The organism is Luteimicrobium xylanilyticum, from assembly GCF_009429125.1.
Taxonomy (GTDB): domain Bacteria; phylum Actinomycetota; class Actinomycetes; order Actinomycetales; family Cellulomonadaceae; genus Luteimicrobium; species Luteimicrobium xylanilyticum.
The window spans coordinates 1,452,991-1,473,100 of the sequence record NZ_CP045529.1; the positions used below are offsets into that span (position 1 = coordinate 1,452,991).

Genomic DNA, 20,110 nt, shown 5'->3' on the forward strand with positions numbered 1-20,110 from the left:
GGGTCGCGGGCGCCCGGCCCGCGCCGGGCAGGTTCTACCGAAGCCGCCCCGGTGCCGCGGCGGGCGGCGCCCCACGTCCTCCCGAACGATCGTGACAGGCGGAACACAACCGGTGGCTGAGTTCATCTACTCCATGTACAAGGCGCGCAAGGCGCACGGCGACAAGGTCATCCTCGACGACGTGTCGCTCAACTTCCTGCCCGGCGCCAAGATCGGCGTCGTGGGCCCCAACGGGGCGGGGAAGTCGACGATCCTCAAGATCATGGCGGGGCTCGACCAGCCGTCGAACGGCGAGGCCCGGCTGTCGCCCGGCTACTCGGTCGGGATCCTGCTGCAGGAGCCTCCGCTCAACGACGACAAGACGGTCCTCGGCAACGTCGAGGAAGGCGTCGCCGAGATCAAGGGCAAGCTCGACCGGTTCAACGAGATCTCGAACCTCATGGCCGAGCCCGACGCCGACTTCGACGCGCTCATGGCCGAGATGGGCACGCTGCAGGAGGCCATCGACGCCGCCAACGCGTGGGACCTCGACTCGCAGCTCGAGCAGGCCATGGACGCGTTGCGCTGCCCGCCGCCGGACGCCGACGTCAAGCTCCTGTCCGGTGGTGAGCGCCGCCGCGTCGCGCTGTGCAAGCTGCTGCTCGAGCAGCCCGACCTGCTGCTCCTCGACGAGCCCACCAACCACCTCGACGCCGAGTCGGTGCTGTGGCTCGAGCAGCACCTCGCGAGCTATCCGGGCGCCGTCCTCGCGGTGACCCACGACCGCTACTTCCTGGACCACGTCGCGGAGTGGATCTGCGAGGTCGACCGCGGGCGCCTGTACCCGTACGAGGGCAACTACTCGACGTACCTGGAGAAGAAGCAGGCGCGCCTCGAGGTCCAGGGCAAGAAGGACGCCAAGCTCGCCAAGCGCCTCAAGGACGAGCTCGAGTGGGTCCGGTCCAGCGCCAAGGGCCGCCAGACCAAGTCGAAGGCCCGCCTGGCCCGGTACGAGGAGATGGCGGCGGAGGCCGAGCGGACCCGGAAGCTCGACTTCGAGGAGATCCAGATCCCGGCCGGCCCGCGCCTCGGCGGTGTCGTGGTCGAGGTCAAGGACCTCGAGAAGGGCTTCGACGACCGCACCCTGATCGACGGCCTGTCGTTCACGCTGCCGCGCAACGGCATCGTCGGCGTCATCGGCCCGAACGGCGTGGGCAAGACGACCCTCTTCAAGACGATCGTCGGCCTCGAGCCCGCGGACGGCGGCGAGGTCAAGGTCGGCGACACCGTGCAGATCTCGTACGTCGACCAGTCGCGCGGCGGCATCGACCCCAAGAAGACGCTGTGGGAGGTCGTGTCCGACGGCCTCGACTTCATCAAGGTCGGCAACACCGAGATCCCGTCGCGCGCCTACGTCGCCTCGTTCGGCTTCAAGGGGCCGGACCAGCAGAAGCCCGCCGGCGTGCTGTCGGGTGGTGAGCGCAACCGCCTCAACCTCGCGCTCACGCTCAAGCAGGGCGGCAACCTGCTGCTCCTCGACGAGCCGACCAACGACCTCGACGTCGAGACCCTCGGCTCGCTCGAGAACGCGCTGCTCGACTTCGCGGGCTGCGTCGTCGTGACGAGCCACGACCGGTGGTTCCTCGACCGCATCGCCACGCACATCCTGGCGTGGGAGGGCACCGACGAGGATCCTGCGAACTGGTACTGGTTCGAGGGCAACTTCGCGGCCTACGAGGAGAACAAGGTCCAGCGCCTCGGCGCCGACGCGGCGCGGCCGCACCGCGTGACGTACCGCAAGCTCACGCGCGACTGAGCTTCCCGGCCCACGCGCGTCGGTGGGGCGGGCACGGTCCCCCTCGGGCAGACTGGCCGCATGAGCAGCGACGACGCGGGCGCGGACGCACGTCTCGCGGCGGCCGTCACGGCCGCGCGCGGGGCGCTCGACGCGTCGTCGTTCCCGCTCGCCACCGACGACGCGGCGGACGCCCGGAGCACCCGGGCCGAGCTGCTCGGCCAGCTCGACGACTACCTGCTGCCGCGGCTCCGGTCGCGCGACGCACCGCTCCTCGCGGTCGTCGGCGGGTCGACGGGTGCGGGCAAGTCGACGCTCGTCAACGCGCTCGTGGGGCAGGTCGTGAGCGCGCCAGGCGTCCTGCGCCCGACCACGCGCGCCCCCGTGCTCGTCCACCATCCCCTCGACGCCGCGTGGTTCACGTCCGACCGGGTGCTGCCGGGGCTGGCGCGGGTGCGGTCGGACCGGCCCGGCAGCGCGGCCACGCCCCCGTCGGACCTGGGAGCGCGCGCGCTGCGGCTCGTCGCGAGCGACCGCGTGCCCCGCGGCCTCGCGCTCGTCGACGCGCCCGACGTCGACTCGGTCGCGACCGAGAACCGCGAGCTGGCCCACCAGCTCCTCGCGGCGGCCGACCTGTGGGTCTTCGTCACCACCGCCGCCCGGTACGCCGACGCGGTGCCGTGGGACCTGCTCGCGGCCGCGGGACGCCGTCGGGCGCAGGTCGCGCTCGTGCTGGACCGCGTCGATCCCGGCGCCGAGGCCGTCGAGGCGGACCTCGCCCGCCTCGCCGAGGCCGAGGGGCTGGGCGACGCGCGGATCTTCCTGGTGCCCGAGACGGCGCCCGGGGAGGACGGCCTGCTGCCCGAACGGGTCGTCGCCCCCCTGGCCCGCTGGCTCACGCGCCTCGCCGCGGACGAGGGGGCGCGCCGCGGCGTGGTCGACGCGACCTGCGACGGTGTCGTCGACGACCTCGTCCGACGGCTGCGTGGGCTGGCCCGGGCCGCGACCGGGCAGACCGCCGCTGACGGGGAGCTGCGCCGCGCCGTCGACGACGCCTACGAGGCCGCCGCGCGGGAGATCGTCGAGGCGACCGCGGACGGCACCCTGCTGCGTGGCGAGGTGCTGGGCCGCTGGCAAGAGCTCGTCGGGGGAAACGAGCTGTTCGCCGGCTTCCAGCGCGCGGTCGGCCGGGCCCGGGACCGGGTGGCGGCGTTCTTCCGGGGCAGGTCGGAGGCGGTCCCTCGGCTCGAGCGGGCGATCGGCTCGAGCCTCGAGGGCCTCGTGCTCGATGCCGCGGAGACCGCGGACCAGCGCGCCGCGGCGGCCTGGCGCGGGACGTCCGCGGGGCGCCCGCTCGTCACCGGGCCCGACGGCACCGTCCCGCCGACCGCGCACGTCGCGCTGCGCGAGCGGACCGCGGCCGAGGTGCGGGCGTGGCAGGAGGACGTGCTCGCGCTCGTTCGCGACCGGGGCGCCGCGAAGCGGGGGACCGCGCGGGCCCTGTCGCTCGGCATCAACGGCGTGGGCGTGGTCCTCATGGTCCTGGTCTTCGCGTCGACCGCCGGTCTCACGGGCGCCGAGCTGGGCATCGCGGGGGGCACCGCAGCCGCCTCCCAGGCGGTGCTGTCGGCCGTGTTCGGCGACGAGGCCGTCCGCCAGCTCACCCGCGCCGCGCGGGACGCGCTCGAGGCCCGCGTCCGCGCGGTCCTCGCGACCGAGGCGGACCGCTACCTCGCGGTCCTCGACGCCCTGGGCGCCGCCGACGACGCCGGTCCGGGTCTGCTCGTGGCCGCGGACGGCGTCGAGCGCGCCGCCCGGGACGAGCGCACGGCGCGCGAGGCGGAGGTCGCGCCCGCGGCGGAGCGGGCGACGACGGGTCCCGGACCGGGGCTGCGGGGTGCCGACCTCGCCGACGAGGGCCCGGCCGGGCGGACCGCCGCCGGCGACACGCACGAGACCGAACCCGAGCGGGGCCGGGGCGGGTTCTGGCGCCGCGTCCTGCGGGGCGGCCGCACGTGAGCCCGCGCCGCCGCGGGGCGACGCTGGGCCTGCCGCAGCGTGCGAGCGCGCTCGAGGCCGCGCGCCAGGCCGGCGCCGGGCGTCTGGACCCGGACCTCCTCGCACGGGTCGACGCGGTGCTCGGCGGCAGCCGGGCGCGTGCCGCGCTGTCGAGCGAGCACACCGTGGTCGCGCTCGCGGGCGGGACGGGCGCCGGCAAGTCGTCGCTGTTCAACGCGCTCGCGGGAGGCGCCGTGCAGGACGTCGGGGTGCGGCGCCCGACGACGTCCGACGCCGCCGCGTGGGTGCGGGGGGACGGAGCGGGCCCGCTGCTCGACTGGCTCGGCATCCGGGAGCGGCACGAGGGGGACGGCCGCGGTGACGCGCCGGCCGAGACGCCCGCGCTGCCCGACGCCCCCGAGGGACTCGTGCTCCTGGACCTCCCGGACCACGACTCGGTCGTCGTCGAGCACCGGGAGCGCGCCGAGCGCCTCGTCGAGCGCGCGGACCTGCTCGTCTGGGTGCTCGACCCGCAGAAGTACGCCGACGCGGCGCTGCACGAGCGGTACCTGCGGCCGCTCGCGGGGCACGCGGACGTCATGGTCCTCGTCCTCAACCAGGTCGACCGGCTGACGCCCGCCGACGCCGCCGCCTGCCTCGCGGACGTCCGGCGGCTCGCGCGCGAGGACGGGCTGGGCGACGTCCCGGTGCTCGGCGTCTCGGCCCGCACGGGCGCGGGTCTCGCCGAGCTGCGGGCACTGCTGGCCGACGCGGTGCGGCGCCGCGAGGCGGCCACCGCGCGGCGCACGGCCGACGTCCGCGCGGTCGCCCGCGACGTCCTCGCTGCGTGCGGGGACGACCTGCCGGACCGCGCGTCGAGCGCCGCCCAGGCCGAGCTGTACCGCGCGCTCGAGGCGGCGGCCGGGGTCGACACGGTCGTCGACGCGGTCCGCGCGTCGGCGCTCAAGCGCGCGCGGGCGGCCACGGGCTGGCCCGTGACGCGCTGGCTCGGTCGCCTGCGCCCCGACCCGCTGCGCAGGCTGCGCCTGGACCACGCGGGCGGACCTGACCGCGACCCCGACCTCGTGCGCTCGTCCCTCCCGTCGCAGTCACCGGCGGTCGCCGCGCAGGCACGGGTCGCCGTCCGGGGCTACGTGCGCACCGTCACGCATGGCGCGCCCGAGGCGTGGGCGCGGGCCGTGGACCAGCGCGCCGCGGACGCCGTCGCCGGCCTGCCCGACACGCTCGACCGTGCCGTCGTCGCGACGCGGCTGTCCGCGGCCCGCCCGCCGCGGTGGTGGCGCGCCGTCGACGTCGTCCAGTGGGTGCTGCTCGGGGTCGCCGCGGTCGGGCTGCTCTGGCTGGGCGTCCTCGCGGTGCTCGGCTACCTGCAGCTCCCGCGCGGCGGGACCCCCACCTGGCACGGGATCCCCGTGCCGACGGGCCTGCTGGTCGTGGGCGTCGTCGCCGGCCTGCTGCTCGCGCTCGTGGCGCGCGCCCTCGCCGGGCTCGGGGCGCGGCGTCGGGCGCGGGCCGCCCGGTCCCGGCTGCGGGACGCGGTCGCGACCGTCGCGGACGAGCGGGTGCGGCTCCCGGTCGGGGAGGAGCTCGCGGCCCTGTCGACGTGCCGCGCGTCCGCGGCGATCGCCGCGTCGTGAGGATCACACCCGGGCGCGGGGCCGGATGCGTCGGACGGCCCGACGCGTGGCGGTAGGTTCGGGAACCATGACCCGACTGCACGTGCCCGTCTCGCTGCGCTGGTCCGACCTGGACGCCTACCAGCACGTCAACAACGTCGAGATGTTCCGCCTCCTCGAGGACGCTCGCATCACCGCGTTCTGGCAGCACCCCGGCGCCGGCGAGGACGCGTGGCCGACCGCCGTGATCGAGAACGGGCCCGGCGCGACGTCGCACACGTTCGTCGCGCGCCAGGAGATCGAGTACCTGCACCCCCTCGCGTTCACGCGCACACCCGTCCGGGTGGAGATGTGGATCGGGAAGATCGGTGGCGCGAGCCTCGAGGTCTGCTACGAGGTGCACGACGGCGCGGCCCGGTTCGAGCGCGTCGGCCCGACCGCGGGCGGCGAGCCGTACGCACGGGCCGCCACGACGATCGTCGTGGTGGACGCCGCGAGCGGACGTCCGCGTCGCATCTCGCCCGACGAGCGCGCCGCGTGGGAACCCTTCGTCGAGGAGCCGATCGCCTTCCGGCGGCGCGGGTGAGCGGCGCGGCGGGGCCCACGATGCGGGTCGCGTCGCTGCACGTGTACCCCCTCAAGGGCTGCCACCGGATCGACCTGGACGAGGCGGTCGTCGAGCCGTGGGGGCTGGCGGGGGACCGGCGCTGGCTGCCGGTCGACGCGGACGGCAAGCTCGTGAGCCAGCGCGAGGTGCGCGCCCTGGCGACGGTGCGTCCGCGGCTGACCGAGGCGGGCGTCCAGCTCTCCGCACCCGGCCTCGACGACCTCGACGTCGAGGCCGTGCCCGGTCCGTCGGTCGAGGCGGACGTGTGGGGCAACCGCTTCCAGGCCACAGCCTGCGGCCCCGAGGCGGACGCCTGGTTCTCGAAGGTCGCGGGTCGGGACCTGCGGCTCGTCTGGATGGACGACCCGACGCGCCGTCCGGTCGAGCCGGGGTGGTCCAGGCCCGGCGACGTCGTCAGCGCCGCGGACGGCTACCCGCTGCTCGTCGCGAGCGCGTCGTCGCTGGACGCGCTCAACGGCTGGATCGCGGCGGAGTCGTCGCCCGACGAGGTCGTCCCGATGACGCGCTTTCGCCCGAACCTCGTGCTCGAGGGGGCGCCCGCCTGGGCGGAGGACGCCTGGACCGGGCGTCGGCTTCGCGTCGGCGACGTCGTGCTCCGGGTCGCCAACCCGTGCGCGCGCTGCGTCATGACGACGACCGACCAGGAGTCGGGCGAACGACGTCGCGAGCCGCTGCGCACCCTGGCTCGGCACCGCAACGTCGACAGGCAGCTGCTGTTCGCCGTCAACGCCATCCCGGACGGCCCCGGCACCGTGCGCGTGGGCGACGAGGTCGCGCTCGTCGACTGACGCGCGCTCAGCGGTGCGCCCTCCGGGCCGCCTCGGCGGCGACGTTGCGCTGCATGCCGCCGAACACGACGCCGTGGAACGGCTTGACCGACCACCAGTAGAGCTGGCCGAGCAGGCCGTGCGGCGAGAAGAGCGCGCGCTGGGCGAAGTAGGTGCGACCCGGCCCCGCGGCCTCCTCGGGTCCCGGGCCGGCGACGTCGGGCGTGTGCTCCGCGAGCTCCTCGGCGGCGGTGTCCACCCGCAGCTCGAGCCACGCGAGGCCGGGGAGGCGCATCTCCGCGCGCAGCAGCAGCCGCCTGCCGGGCTCGATCGCCTCCACCCGCCAGAAGTCCAGCGCGTCGTCCACGCGCAGGTGCCGCTCGTCGCGGCGGCCCCGGCGCAGCCCCGGTCCGCCGGCGAGCCTGTCCATGAGGCCACGGACCTGCCACGCGAGCGACCACGAGTACCAGCCCCGGTGGCCACCGATCTCCTCGACGACCTCCCACAGCACGTCGGCGGGGGCGTCCACGACCGTCCGGCGCTCGTCGACGTAGAACGACCCGCCCGACCAGTCGGGGTCGGTCGGCAGCGGGTCGCTCGGCGCGCCCGGGAGGGCCGCCGACGACCACCGGGTGGTGACCTCGCCGTCGTGGATGCGCTCCAGCGCCAGCCCGATCGCCCGCTCCACGCCGACGAGCCCCTCGGGCGGGTCGGGCACGAGGGCGCGGACGTCGTGCTCGCGGCACACCGTCTCGTGCTCGAGGGACTCGACGAGCGGCTTCGCGATCCCGGCGGGGACGGGTGTCACGAGCCCGACCCAGAGGCTGGACAGGCGCGGGGTGAGGACGGGGACCGGGACGATGACCCGGCGCGGGAGCCCGGCGACCCGGGCGTACGTCTGCATCAGCTCGCCGTACGTCAGGACGTCGGGGCCACCGACGTCGAACGTGCGCGAGACGTGCGCGGGCATGTCCGCGCTGCCGACGAGGTAGCGCAGCACGTCGCGGACCGCGATCGGCTGGATCCGGTTCGACACCCAGCGCGGCGTCGTCATGACGGGCAGCCGTTCCGTGAGATAGCGCACCATCTCGAACGAGGCCGAGCCCGAGCCCAGGACCACCGCGGCCTGGAGCACCGTCGTCGGGACCCCGGAGGCGAGCAGGATCTCGCCGACCTCGCGCCGGCTCGCCAGGTGCCGCGACAGCTCCACGCCCGACGGCGCGAGCCCGCCCAGGTAGACCAGGCGCCCGACCCCGGCCTCGCGGGCGGCCCGTCCGAACGTGCGCGCGAGGTGCCGGTCCCGCGCCTCGAAGTCGCGCCCGGAGCCGAGGGAGTGGACCAGGTAGTAGGCCACGTCGACGCCGTCGAGCGCGGTGCTCAGCTCGTCGGCGTCCCCCACGTCGCACCGGACGAGCTCGACGTCGTCCGCCCACTCGCGCCCCGCCAGGCGTGCCGGGTCGCGCGCGAGCGCGCGGACGCGGAAGCCGGCGGCGAGGAGCTCGGGGACGAGCCGGCCGCCCACGTAGCCCGTGACCCCGGTCACGGCGGCGAGCCGGGGCATCGACGTGCGGTCGGCTGAGGTCGGGGACGTCGAGGGCATCCCTCAGTCTGGCCCGGGCACCACGGCTAGCGCCTGTCGAACAACTACCTGGGGGTCGAGGCGGGGTAGTAGGAGCCTGGTCTGGGAGAGCAGGATGAAGGCCTCGTGGGCGGTCAGGGTGGCTTCGTGCTGGCGCACGAGGCGGCGGTGCCGGTTGATCCACCCGGTGGTGCGTTCGACGGCCCACCGCCGTGCTTGGACGACGAAGGTGCCAGCGAGTTTGGGGCCGCAGACGATCTCCAGCTTGATCCCTACGGCTGCTGCGGCCGCGGCGGGCCCCTGGCCTGTGTAGCCCCTGTCGGCCCACACGTGCGCCACAGTCGTGCACGGGTTCTCGCCGAGGAGGTCTGCAAACACGGCCCGGTCCTGGACTTTCGCGGCGCTCGCGTGCATGGCCAGGAGCCGCCCGCCGGCATCGACGAGGATGTGGCGTTTGAGGCCGTCGACCTTCTTCGCGCCGTCGAACCCGCGCTCACCGGCCACAGGTGTGAGTTGAGTCCCGCAGAGTGGTGTAGCGCGGTCGCCGGGATCGTCTTCGACGAGACGTACTGCGGCCAGCGCGTCGACGTACTCGCGCCAGCGGTGTTCGCAGCATGGTCGGCCGCCGCGGGTGTGGGCCGAGGATGACCAGATGACGGATGTGCCCAGGCGGTATCGGTCTGGTCGGACGGGTACGGGCGTCGGATGGAGTGTTCACACGGGCTCGACCGGCGTGACCAGCACTGACGTCCGCGTGCGTGTCGGTGGCCGCCGATAGCGTCCGTGGCGTGTCGAGGCACACCACGTTCCAGTTCACCGCGGACCCGTCCGCGGAACAGGCACGTGCGCTCGCCCGGCACGAGGGCGCGGCCCGGTTCGCGTTCAACCAGGGCCTGCGGCTGCACCTGAACGCCCGCGACGCGTCCAAGGGGGGCACCGACGACGGTGCGGTGAAGATCCCGTGGACGGGGTTCGACCTGATCAACGCGTTCAACGCGTGGAAGAAGACCGAGAACGCCGGCCGCCGCTTCGTCGTCGACGGCTCGGGTGTCGCCGAGTTGGAGGTCACGGGCCTGGCCTGGCGCTCGGAGGTGTCCGCGCAGGTCTTCGAGGAAGCCGTTGTCGATCTCGGCAAAGCGTTGAAGGCGTGGACCGACTTCCGGCGGGGCAAGCGCACGGGGAGGCAGGTCGGGCACCCCAGGTTCAAGAAGAAGAACCACGAACGGGGTTCGTTCCGGATCCGGAACAAGACTTCCAAGACGAAGACCGGTGAACGGGCCATGATCCGTCTCGGGGAGAACGGGCGGCGGTCGGTGACCCTGCCCGGGATCGGTCCGGTCAAGGTCCACGACGACACTCGCCGGCTGCGTCGGATGCTCGCCACGGGCCGAGCACGGATCCTGTTCGCGACAGTCTCGCGGCGCGGGGGCCGGTGGCGCATCAGTTTGAACGTCGAAGCCGCCGAGCTCCACCCCGCCGCCCGCCATCGCGTGCGTGAGGGCACCGACGGCGGCGGTTGGGCCGGGGTGGACCGTGGCCTGCACACGCCCGTGATCGCAGCTCTCGCCGACGGCACCCCCAGCGTGCACATCACCGAGGCACCCAAGGCGCTGTGCACCGCACAGCCCACGACCCGCCGGCTGCAGAAGTCGGTCTCACGCAAGGTGAAGGGCTCACAGAGCCGTCGGGCGGCCGTTCGGCGACTGGCCCGTCATCACGAGCGGGTCCGTGCCCGCCGTCACCACTTCCTGCACCAGGTCTCGAACGTGTTGGTCAAGACCCACGACCGCCTCGTCCTCGAAGACCTCAACATCGCCGGGATGCTCGCCAACCACCACCTCGCTGCCGCAATCTCGGACGCAGCGTGGGGTGAGCTCGCCCGCCAGATCACCTACAAGCAGGCATGGCGTGGCGGGCAGGTGCTGAGTGCTGACCGGTGGTTCCCGTCGTCGAAGACCTGCTCCGCCTGCGGCAGCGTGACGGCCCAGCTCACGCTCGCCGACCGTGTCTTCGTCTGCGATGCGTGCGGGCTCACGATCGACCGTGACCTGAACGCCGCGGTCAACCTCGCCACCTGGGGCGAGAAGAACTTCTCCCAGGTCCTGGACCCCGAAGCACGAGGCCAGGTCACCAACGCCCACCGACCGGACGGCTCTGGCCCGCGCACCCGCGCAGGCGAAACCAGCCGGGACGACGTGGGAACCCTCACCGCCACCGCGGCATAGGGACGTCCGAGAAGGACGCTGCCGAACACCCCACCAAGGTTGCTCGACAGGCTTTAGGCAGCGGGGAGGCGGATCATGCCCTCCTGGCTCATCGACGCCACGAGCACGCCGTCCCGCGTGAACACGCGCGCGGACGCGAGCCCGCGCCCGCCCTGCGCGCTCGACGCCTCCTGCTCGAACAGGAGCCAGTCGTCGACGCGCACGTCACGGTGCCACCACATGGCGTGGTCGAGGCTCGCCATCGAGAGGCCGGGGCTCGACCACGCGTGCCCGGCGACCCGCAGGACGGGCTCGAGCATGAGCTGGTCGCACGCGTACAGGAGCAGGGCGCGGTGCAGGAACTGGTCGTCGGGGACCTGGCCGCGCGAACGGACCCACACGTGCTGGCGGTCGGAGCGCTCGGCCGCAGGGCCGAGGAAGAGTGCTCCCTCGACGTGCCGCACCTCGAAGGCGGAGTCGTGCGACCAGTGCCGGGCCTGCGGATGGTCGATGAGGCCGAGGGTCTCGAGCGCCCCCGGGACGTCCTCGGGCGGCGGCACGTCCCGGGGCGCGTGCGCCTGGAACTCGATGCCGTCCTGCTGCTCCTGGAACGACGCGATCATCGACAGGATCGGCCGGCCGTGCTGGATGGCGTGGGTGCGGCGCGCGCTGAAGGAGCGGCCGTCGCGCAGCCGCTCGACCGTGAGGTCGACCGGTACGTCGAGGTCGCCGGCGCGCAGGAAGTAGCCGTGCAGCGAGTGGGGGAGCCGGGCACCTGTGCGCTCGCCGTCGGGCCCGCCGACGGTCCGCCACGCCGCGGTGAGGGCCTGGGCGAGCACCTGGCCGCCGTAGACGCGGCCGTTGGGCTGGTGCAGGGTCTCGCCGGTGAACAGGTCGTCGCCGACGTTCGCGCCCGACCCGGCCTCCGTGACCGTGCCGTGCGCGGTGACGTCGAGCACGTGCAGCAGGTGGGCGAGCCGGGCGGCGCCCTGGTCGCGGGCGGTGTCGGCCACGGCTACTCCTCGAAGGTGTTGACGAGCGAGTGGGCGGCGCGCTCGAGGTAGTCCCACAGCGTGGCCTCGTGCAGCGGCGACAGCTCCAGCGCGTCCACGGCCGTGCGCATGTGGGCGAGCCAGCGGTCCCGCGCGTCCGGGTTGACCTTGAAGGGGGCGTGCCGCATGCGCAGACGCGGGTGACCGCGGGTCTCGGAGTACGTCGTCGGGCCGCCCCAGTACTGCTCGAGGAACATCGTCAGGCGATGCCGTGCGGGCCCGAGGTCCGCCTCGGGGTACATCGGGCGCAGCACCTCGTCGGTCGCGACGCCCTGGTAGAAGACGTCGACCAGCCGGACGAAGGTCGCGTGCCCACCGATCTCGTCGTAGAAGGAACCGGGGGTGGTCGGTGCAGCGCTCACCGACCTAGTATCGCCGGAGCGGGGGGCCGTTCTGCGTTCCCCCGGCGCGCGCGGCCTGCGCGGTCTAGGGTGGGCGAGGTTCACCACGAGACGGGAGGCTGCATGACGTCGCCGCACGAGGACGTCGTCACCGCCGTCCCCGCGACCCGGCTCGTCCTGTCGGCCCCGCTCGACGGCGTCGTGCACGCGATCGAGGACGTGCCGGACCACGTGTTCTCGGCCGGGATCGCCGGCCCCGGCGTCGCGATCGAGCCGGACCGTCCCACGCACGGCCCCGCCCTCGCGCACGCGCCTGTCGCCGGGCGGCTGGTCACGCTGTTCGCGCACGCGTTCGCGGTCGAGCCCTCGCCCGGGACGACGGTCCTGGTGCACCTCGGCATCGACACCGTCCGGCTCGCGGGCGAGGGTTTCGCGCTGTACGCGGCGGAAGGCGAGCAGGTCGCCCAGGGCGACCCCGTGATCGGCTGGGACCCCGACGGCGTCGAGGCACGTGGCTTGGGCGTGCTCTGCCCGGTCGTCGCGCTCCAGGCCGAACCCGGCAGCGTCGAGCTCCTCGTGGAGCCGGGACGGCAGGTCACGGCGGGGACCCCCCTGCTCGCGTGGACGCCGCCGACAGCAGCCTGACCTTCGTGGCACGATGTCGGCCATGCCTCGGCTCATTCGACGAACGTGGAAGCAGACGGCGCCCCTCGGGTTGGCGCTCGCGACGGGTCTGGTGCTCACCGGGTGCTCGACGACCTCCGGGCCCGACCAGGGCGGGGCGCCCCCCGCCTCGTCGGCGACGCCCACGAGGGCGGACGGCGGTGCCGACGCGGCCGACGCCGCCGGCGGGGGCGCCGACGGCGGACGTGGGTCCGGCTCGTTCGAGGTGACCGGCGACGTCGCGCTCTCCGGTGACCTCACCGACGTCCTGTGCATCGAGGCGAACGAGGACGACTACGTCGCCCAGGGCCACGCGACGGTGCACGGCAAGGACGTCACCGTGGGCGCCGAGGTGCCGTCGGGCCGGGCGGACGCGGGCGACGAGCAGGAGTCGAACTCGCTCTCCGTCGGCGACACGCTCTACAACCGGACCAGCATGGCCGACGAGCTGCTCTCGGGCTCCCGCGACGGCCAGAAGCTCACGGTGAAGGCCAAGCTCGTCGAGTCGCACGACCCCTTCGACGCCTCGAAGATCGACGACCACGCGTCCTGGCGGACGGTCGTCCTCACGACCCACTGGGACTGCGGCGGCCAGCTCCCCGGCTGACGGCCACGATCACGCCGAGACCAGCGCGACGTCCGCGTCGTGGAGCTCGTCGCGGACGGCGAGGCGCACGGCCCGCTGCACGTCCCACTGCATCGCGGGGCGCGTGCGCACCGAGACCGAGAGCTGGACGCCGTCGGCCGTGATCGCGTCGCCGACCTCGATCGACGGCGGCTCCAGGAAGGCCCCGCCGAGGACGGCGTCGGCCTGGACCGAGTCGACGGCACGCCGGACCGCGGCCTGCGCCGCGCCGAGGTCCGCGTCCGCCGCGACGACCACGGGCACGACGGCGTTGGCCCACTCCTGGGTCTGGTTCCCGACGCGGGCGATGTCGCCGTTGCGCAGGTACCACAGCGTCCCGGCCGAGTCACGGACCTTCGTCACCCGGAGCGCGACCTCCTCGACGGTGCCGCGCACCACGGCGAAGTCCACGGTGTCGCCGACGCCGTACTGGTCCTCCAGCAGCATGAACGTGCCCGACAGGAAGTCCTTGACCAGGCTCTGCGCGCCGAAGCCGAACGCCACGCCCACGATCCCCGCGGACGCGATGAACGGGGCGAGGTCCACCCCGAGGTCGCCGAGCACGAGCAGCACCGCCAGCGTCCCGACGACGATCGAGGACGTCGAGCGCAGCACCGTGCCCAGGGTCCGGGCCCGCTGGGCGCGGCGCTCGGCCACCACGGGATCGACCTTGAGCAGCCCGCCGGTCAGCGACTCGGACTGGTAGCCGCGCGCGATCCGGTCGATGGTCCGGTGGATGAGCCAGCGCAGCAGCACCAGCACCAGGATCGACACGACGATCGTGACCGCGATCCGCAGCGGGACGCCCACGAACCAGTCCCACCACTGCGACGGCTCGGCGGGCGGGATGATCGACGGCTCGCTCGGTGACGGGCTCGGCGTCGGCGTGGTGGCGGCGTGGAGCATGGCCCCCAGGGTAGTGGGCGGGCATGAGCACTTGCCGGGCGCGCCGGGCCACGTCGAGGCAGGTCGCCGACCGTTCTGGCAGGATCGCGGGTGTGAGCGACTCGTCCACCACTGCCCCGGCCGGCGCGGCACCTCTGCGCGAGCTCGCGGAGGCGTACGGCGTCGCGTCGGAGTACTGGAGCTTCTTCGGCGAGCGGGTCGTCGTCCCCGACGAGACCCTGCGCGCGGTGCTCGGCGCCCTCGGCGTGCCCGCGACGACGCCCGACCTCGTGCGCGTGCACCTCGCGCACCGCCACGACGACCCGTGGCGCCGCATGCTTCCGGCGTCCGTCGTCGCCCGGCAGGGCCGCACGACGCCCTTCCCCGTGCACGTGGACCACGGCGAACCGGTCGAGGTGTGGCTCGAGCTCGAGGACGGCGGCCGCCTCGACCCGGCCCAGGTCGACCACGTCGTGGAGCCGCGCACGGTCGACGGGCGGCTGGTGGGAGAGGCGACCTTCGAGGTCCCGGCCGACGCGCCGCTCGGCTGGCACGTGCTGCACGCGTCGAGCGGGACGCGCACCGCGCACGCGACGCTCGTCGTCACGCCCGACCGGCTCGAGCTGCCGGACCTCGGCCCGGACGGACGGGCCTGGGGCCTCATGGCGCAGCTCTACTCGGTGCGCTCCAGCCAGTCGTGGGGGGTCGGCGACCTGGCCGACCTCGCGGACCTCGCGTGGCTCGCTGCCCGCCGCGAGGGTGCCGACTTCGTGCTCGTGAACCCGCTCCACGCGGCCGAGCCGAGCGCGCCGCTCACCCCGTCGCCGTACCTGCCGACGACCCGGCGCTTCGTGCACCCGCTGTACGTCCGCGTCGAGGACGTGCGCGAGACGGCCTACCTGTCGGCCGCGGACCGGTCGCTCGTCGAGTGGTCGTTCGACACCGTCCGCGACCTCGACGAGGACCCGGGACCGATCGACCGCGACACCGCCTGGAGCGCGAAGCGCTCGGCGCTCGAGGTCGTGTTCGCCCAACCGCGCTCGGCCGCGCGCGACGCGGTGTTCGCGCAGTTCCGCGCCGAGCAGGGCAAGGGGCTCGAGGACTTCGCGCTGTGGTGCGCGCTCGTCGACCACTTCGGCGGCGCCGAGTGGCCCGAGGAGGCGCAGGACCCCGCGAGCCCCCTCGTGGCGGAGCTGCGCCGGGAGCTGGCCGACCAGGTCGACTTCTGGTGCTGGCTGCAGTGGGTCGCCGACGAGCAGCTCGCCCACGCGCAGGAGCAGGCGACGAGCGGCGGGATGCGGATCGGCGTCGTGCACGACCTCGCCGTCGGCGTGCACCCCCACGGGGCCGACCGGTGGGCGCAGCGCGGGGCGCTCGCCTCGGGCGTCGGCGTCGGTGCGCCACCCGACATGTACAACCAGCAGGGGCAGAACTGGTCGCAGCCGCCGTGGAACCCGCTCGAGCTCGAGCGGCTCGGCTACGCGCCCTATCGCGACATGCTGCGCGGCGTCCTGCGGCACGCCGGCGGGCTGCGCGTCGACCACATCCTCGGCCTGTTCCGGATGTGGTGGGTGCCGGACGGCATGACCCCCGACCAGGGCACCTACGTGCGGTTCGACCACGAGGCGCTCGTCGGGATCCTGTGCCTCGAGGCACAGCGCGCGGGTGCGCTGGTCGTGGGGGAGGACCTGGGCACGGTCGAGCCCTGGATCCGCGACTACCTCGCCGACCGCGGCGTGCTCGGGACGTCCGTCCTGTGGTTCGAGAAGGCCGACGACGGCGCCCCCCGGGCACCCGAGGACTACCGCGCCGCGACCCTCGCGAGCGTCACGACGCACGACCTGCCGCCGACCGCCGGGTACCTCGCGGGCGAGCACGTCGAGCTGCGCGACCGCCTGGGGCTGCTCACCGAGCCCGTCGAGGAGGTCCGTCGCGACGCCAGGCGCGAGCGCGAGGCGATGGTCCGGGCGCTGAAGGCCCGTGGCCTCGTCGGCGACGACCCGTCCGAGCGCGAGCTCGTCGAGGCGCTCCACCGTTACGTCGCGCAGAGCCCCGCGGCGCTCGTCGGGGTCTCGCTCGCCGACGCGACGGGGGAGCGTCGCGCCCAGAACCAGCCCGGCACCGACCAGGAGTACCCGAACTGGAAGGTTCCGCTCGGCGACGCGTCGGGCCGGCCCGTCCTGCTCGACGACCTGTTCGACTCGGCTCGGCTGCAGTCCCTGCTGCAGGTCGTCGACGAGGCCGTCCACCCGGAGGACTGAGCCTCCGGGCGGACGGTCCGCGCGTCAGGCGCGCGCGTCGGCCGCCTGCGCCGCGAGCGAGCGCTCGGTCGCGGCGAGGTTCTCGGTGACCAGACGGCGCAGCGCCGGCGGGGCGTCGACGTTCGCGTCGAGCCAGGCCCGCCCGGCGTCACGGAGCGCCGTGTTCGCGAGCGGCGCCGGGTACAGGCCGTGGATGATCTGGTCGGCCATGTGGTAGCTGCGCTGCGTCCACAGCGGGACGAGCGCGGCGAAGTACGGCTCGACGAGGCCCTCGAGGACGGCGGGGTCCGTGACGTGCGTGAACCCGAGGCCCGTCGCGCGGACGATCGCGTTCGGCGCGTCGGTGCTGTCGACGAGGCGGTCGAACGCAGCGCGCTTCGCCTCGGCCGTCGGGGTCGCCGCCGTCGCGCGGGCCGCGGCCTGCTGGCCGTTCGCCGTGTTGTCGGACGCGAGCGCCGCGTCGAGCTCGGCCTGGTCGGCGCGGCCCGTCACGACGAGCCCCTCGAGGAGCTCCCAGCGCAGGTCGGTGTCGATCTCGAGGCCGTCGAGGCGCGTCGCGCCGTCGAGCAGCGCGCGCAGGACGTCCGCGTGCGCGTCGGTGCTCGCGACGTTCGCGAACGACTTCACGAACTGGAACTGTGCGTCCGAGCCCGCCTCGGCGGACTGCGCGAGCTCCCACAGCGCGTCACCCACGTGGACGAGCGTCTCGGCGCGCCGCTCGGGTGCCACGTACGACGACGCCGCGAGCCCGAGCTGGGCGAGCGTCGTCCGGATCGTGGTCGACTCCGTCTCGGTGGCGATGTTGCCGAGGACGAGGCGCACGTAGTCGCTGGCCGGCATCTCGCCGTCGCGCGTCGCGTCCCACGCGCTGCCCCACACGAGCGAGCGCGCGAGCGGGTCCTCGATCTTCGCGAGGTGCTCGATCGCCGTCGTCAGCGACACGTCGTCGAGGCGGATCTTCGCGTACGCGAGGTCGTCGTCGTTCACGAGGACCAGGTCGGGCCGGGCCACGCCCACCAGCTCGGGGACCTCCGTGCGCTCGCCGTCGACGTCGAGCTCGACGCGGTGCGTGCGCACGAGCCTCTGCGTCCCCGCGCCGCCCTCGCCGTCGACCAGGTCGTAGAAGCCCACCGCGAGCCGGTGCGGGCGCAGCGTGTCGTGGTCCGCGGGCGCCGTCTGGACGATCGCGAACGCCGAGACGGTCCCGTCCTTCACCTCGACCTCGGGGCGGAGCGTGTTCACGCCCGCCGTCTCGAGCCACAGCCCCGACCAGCCCGACAGGTCGCGGCCGCTCGTCGCCTCCAGCTCGACCAGGAGGTCACGCAGCTCCGTGTTCCCGTGCGCGTGCTTGCGGAAGTAGCTGCCGACCCCCGCGAAGAACTCGTCCACGCCCACCCACGCCACGAGCTGCTTGAGCACCGACGCACCCTTGGCGTACGTGATGCCGTCGAAGTTGACCTGGACGTCCTCGAGGTCGTTGATCGTCGCCACGATCGGGTGCGTCGAGGGGAGCTGGTCCTGCCGGTACGCCCACGTCTTCTCCATGGCGTTGAACGTCGTCCAGGCGCCCGTCCACTCGGTGGCCTCGGCCGTGGCGATCGTCGACGCCCACTCCGCGAACGACTCGTTCAGCCACAGGTCGTTCCACCACTTCATGGTGACGAGGTCGCCGAACCACATGTGCGCGAGCTCGTGCAGGATCGTCACGACGCGCCGCTCCTTGACGGCGTCCGTCACCTTCGACCGGAACACGTACGTCTCCGTGAACGTCACCGCGCCCGCGTTCTCCATCGCGCCCGCGTTGAACTCCGGGACGAAGAGCTGGTCGTACTTGGCGAACGGGTACGGGACCCCGAACTTGCCCTCGTAGTAGGCGAAGCCCTCGCGCGTCTTGTCGAACACGTAGTCGGCGTCGAGGTGGGCCGCGAGGGACTTGCGGGCGTACACGCCGAGCGGGATCGTCCGGCCGTCCGACGACGTCAGCTCGCTGTGCTCCGACACATAGGGTCCCGCGACCAGCGCGGTGATGTAGGACGAGATCACGGGCGTCGGCTCGAACGCCCACGTCGAGGCGTCCTCGCGGCCGTCACCGGCCGGTGTGGGCTCCGGCGTCGGGGAGTTGCTCACCACCGCCCACGACGACGGCGCCGTCACCGTGAACGCGAACGTCGCCTTGAGGTCGGGCTGCTCGAAGACCGCGAACATCCGCCGCGAGTCCGGCACCTCGAACTGCGAGTACAGGTACACCTCGCCGTCCGCGGGGTCCACGAACCGGTGCAGGCCCTCACCCGTGTTCGTGTACGCGCAGTCCGCGTCCACCACCAGCTCGTTCGTGGCCTCCAGGCCGTCCAGCGCGATCCGCGAGTCCGCGAACACCGACGCCGGGTCCAGGGAACGGCCGTTCAGCGTGACCGCGTGCACCGTCGGCGCCACGAGGTCCACGAACGTGCTCGCCCCCGGCGTCGCGTCGAACCGGATCGTCGCCGTCGAGCGGAACGTCGTCGGGCCGGTCGTCAGATCGAGCACGACGTCGTACGAACGGGACTGCACCACCCCCGCGCGCTCCGTAGCTTCGACACGGGTGAGGTTCTCTCCGGGCACGGACGACTCCTTCGTAGCAAGCGGTCGGTCGCGCGCGGGCCGGGTACGGTGCGCGCGAACGGCGCGGCGGGTGGGCCGCAGCCACGGTCGATCATCCCACGCTGGCCGTGGGGTGACCGAGGGGATTCGCCGACGGTGACGCTGGCCGCGCCGACGGTGACGTGGTCGGGTCGAGCACGCGATCACGCACCGTCCGCTGCGCCGAGCACGCGGAGCACCCCCTCTTCGACGGCGGGACAGGTGGTGGGCGCCGGTCGCTGCGCTGGGTGGAGCGCCGCCGTCGGTGGAATACGTGGATGCGGTGGGGATGTTGCGAGCGTTGCGGGTGGCTTGGTGGCCGCCCGCACCGTCCCGCACACCTCACTCAGCGAGGAGCCTCCCGTGACCGAGACCACCACCGTCGACCCGACGACCATCGCCGACTTCTGGTTCGACCCCGTGTGCCCCTGGGCGTGGATGACGAGCCGGTGGATGGGCGAGGTCGAGCAGGTGCGCGACGTGCAGGTGCGGTGGCACGTCATGAGCCTCGCGGTGCTCAACGAGGGGCGTGACCTGCCCGACGGCTACCGCGAGCTGATGGACAAGGCGTGGGGGCCAGTGCGTGTCGTGATCGCCGCTCAGGCCGAGCACGGCGACGACGTCGTCAAGCCCCTCTACGACGCGATCGGCACCCGGCTGCACCCGGGCGGACGCAAGGACTACGACGCCGTGGTCCGTGAGGCCCTCGCCGAGGTCGGCCTGCCGGAGTCGCTCGCCGACGCGGCGACTTCCGACGCCTACGACGAGCGCCTCCGCGCCTCGCACACCGACGGGATCTCGCGCGTCGGCGAGGACGTCGGCACCCCGGTCGTCGCCTTCGGCGGCGTCGCGTTCTTCGGACCCGTGGTGACGCCCGCGCCGAAGGGCGAAGCCGCAGGTCGGCTGTGGGACGGTGCCGTGCTCGTCGCCTCGACACCCGGCTTCTTCGAGCTCAAGCGCACCCGCACCCAAGGGCCCGTCTTCGACTGATCCGTCCGGGGTGTCCCACCCGTCGGCGCCTCACCGGTCGGTACCACTTGTCCGGTAGCGACCATTTGGCGCCGGTGGGTGGTCGCG

Annotated in this window: 16 protein-coding genes; 10 read left to right on the top strand and 6 right to left on the bottom strand. The window is 73.9% G+C overall.

The genetic code is table 11. The annotated features are described in order from the left end of the window. Nucleotides 1-112: 112 nt before the first annotated feature. The 5 genes from ettA (at nucleotide 113) to KDY119_RS06360 (ending at nucleotide 6,825) form a co-directional block, all read left to right on the top strand. Nucleotides 113-1,795 carry an energy-dependent translational throttle protein EttA gene (ettA, locus tag KDY119_RS06340; protein WP_036951720.1) on the top strand — a complete coding sequence of 561 codons (1,683 nt, stop codon included), beginning with the start codon at nucleotides 113-115 and terminating at the stop codon, nucleotides 1,793-1,795. Nucleotides 1,796-1,855: 60 nt separating this feature from the next. Then, complete coding sequence (locus KDY119_RS06345) at nucleotides 1,856-3,793, top strand: dynamin family protein (RefSeq protein WP_153022082.1); 1,938 nt, start codon at nucleotides 1,856-1,858, stop codon at nucleotides 3,791-3,793. Further along, the gene (locus KDY119_RS06350; RefSeq protein WP_227994548.1) at nucleotides 3,790-5,430 is read left to right on the top strand and encodes a GTPase; all 1,641 of its coding nucleotides are present in this window, start codon (nucleotides 3,790-3,792) and stop codon (nucleotides 5,428-5,430) included. Before KDY119_RS06345 ends, KDY119_RS06350 begins: the two co-directional genes overlap by 4 nt. 67 nt (nucleotides 5,431-5,497) lie before the next feature. Next, a complete protein-coding gene (locus KDY119_RS06355) occupies nucleotides 5,498-5,995 on the top strand; it encodes an acyl-CoA thioesterase (protein WP_036951717.1) in 498 nt (165 codons plus the stop codon). Continuing rightward, nucleotides 5,992-6,825, top strand: coding sequence for an MOSC domain-containing protein (locus KDY119_RS06360; protein WP_227994549.1), 834 nt, complete (start codon nucleotides 5,992-5,994; stop codon nucleotides 6,823-6,825). The genes KDY119_RS06355 and KDY119_RS06360 overlap by 4 nt, the downstream gene beginning before the upstream one ends. A gap of 7 nt (nucleotides 6,826-6,832) precedes the next feature. Here the strand turns inward: KDY119_RS06360 and KDY119_RS06365 are convergent, their stop codons facing one another. After that, nucleotides 6,833-8,404 (bottom strand): SDR family oxidoreductase, encoded by a 1,572-nt coding sequence (locus KDY119_RS06365; protein WP_153022083.1) that lies wholly within the window; start codon nucleotides 8,402-8,404, stop codon nucleotides 6,833-6,835. Nucleotides 8,405-8,407: 3 nt separating this feature from the next. After that, on the bottom strand, nucleotides 8,408-8,887 hold the full coding sequence (locus KDY119_RS06370; protein WP_051136673.1) for an IS5/IS1182 family transposase: 480 nt from the start codon (nucleotides 8,885-8,887) through the stop codon (nucleotides 8,408-8,410). A 284-nt stretch (nucleotides 8,888-9,171) separates the two neighbouring features. On the opposite strand from KDY119_RS06370, the gene KDY119_RS06375 reads away from it, so the two are divergent. Next, entirely contained in the window at nucleotides 9,172-10,608 is a 1,437-nt protein-coding gene (locus KDY119_RS06375; protein ID WP_153022084.1) for an RNA-guided endonuclease TnpB family protein, read from the top strand. Between the two features lie 53 nt (nucleotides 10,609-10,661). Here KDY119_RS06375 and KDY119_RS06380 read toward each other — a convergent pair whose 3' ends face one another. Further along, nucleotides 10,662-11,600: an acyl-CoA thioesterase gene (locus KDY119_RS06380; RefSeq protein WP_051136671.1), complete on the bottom strand. Its 939-nt coding sequence runs from the start codon at nucleotides 11,598-11,600 to the stop codon at nucleotides 10,662-10,664. 2 nt (nucleotides 11,601-11,602) lie between these two features. Further along, nucleotides 11,603-12,001 (bottom strand): globin, encoded by a 399-nt coding sequence (locus KDY119_RS06385; RefSeq protein WP_036951714.1) that lies wholly within the window; start codon nucleotides 11,999-12,001, stop codon nucleotides 11,603-11,605. A gap of 102 nt (nucleotides 12,002-12,103) precedes the next feature. Here KDY119_RS06385 and KDY119_RS06390 point away from each other — a divergent pair, with 102 nt between their 5' ends. Together KDY119_RS06390 and KDY119_RS06395 are read left to right on the top strand one after the other, a co-directional pair. Further along, nucleotides 12,104-12,625, top strand: a complete 522-nt coding sequence (locus KDY119_RS06390) for a PTS sugar transporter subunit IIA (RefSeq protein ID WP_051136670.1) — start codon at nucleotides 12,104-12,106, stop codon at nucleotides 12,623-12,625. A 22-nt stretch (nucleotides 12,626-12,647) separates the two neighbouring features. Next, nucleotides 12,648-13,250 carry a hypothetical protein gene (locus tag KDY119_RS06395; protein WP_148284205.1) on the top strand — a complete coding sequence of 201 codons (603 nt, stop codon included), beginning with the start codon at nucleotides 12,648-12,650 and terminating at the stop codon, nucleotides 13,248-13,250. 9 nt (nucleotides 13,251-13,259) lie between these two features. Here KDY119_RS06395 and KDY119_RS06400 read toward each other — a convergent pair whose 3' ends face one another. Continuing rightward, the gene (locus KDY119_RS06400; RefSeq protein ID WP_051136669.1) at nucleotides 13,260-14,174 is read right to left on the bottom strand and encodes a mechanosensitive ion channel family protein; all 915 of its coding nucleotides are present in this window, start codon (nucleotides 14,172-14,174) and stop codon (nucleotides 13,260-13,262) included. 92 nt (nucleotides 14,175-14,266) lie between these two features. On the opposite strand from KDY119_RS06400, the gene malQ reads away from it, so the two are divergent. Beyond that, nucleotides 14,267-16,414: a 4-alpha-glucanotransferase gene (malQ, locus tag KDY119_RS06405; RefSeq protein ID WP_036951709.1), complete on the top strand. Its 2,148-nt coding sequence runs from the start codon at nucleotides 14,267-14,269 to the stop codon at nucleotides 16,412-16,414. Nucleotides 16,415-16,438: 24 nt separating this feature from the next. Here the strand turns inward: malQ and pepN are convergent, their stop codons facing one another. Beyond that, nucleotides 16,439-19,015 carry an aminopeptidase N gene (gene pepN / locus KDY119_RS06410; RefSeq protein WP_036951707.1) on the bottom strand — a complete coding sequence of 859 codons (2,577 nt, stop codon included), beginning with the start codon at nucleotides 19,013-19,015 and terminating at the stop codon, nucleotides 16,439-16,441. A gap of 381 nt (nucleotides 19,016-19,396) precedes the next feature. On the opposite strand from pepN, the gene KDY119_RS06415 reads away from it, so the two are divergent. Then, nucleotides 19,397-20,023, top strand: a complete 627-nt coding sequence (locus tag KDY119_RS06415; RefSeq protein WP_036951704.1) for a mycothiol-dependent nitroreductase Rv2466c family protein — start codon at nucleotides 19,397-19,399, stop codon at nucleotides 20,021-20,023. The last annotated feature ends 87 nt before the right edge of the window (nucleotides 20,024-20,110 follow it).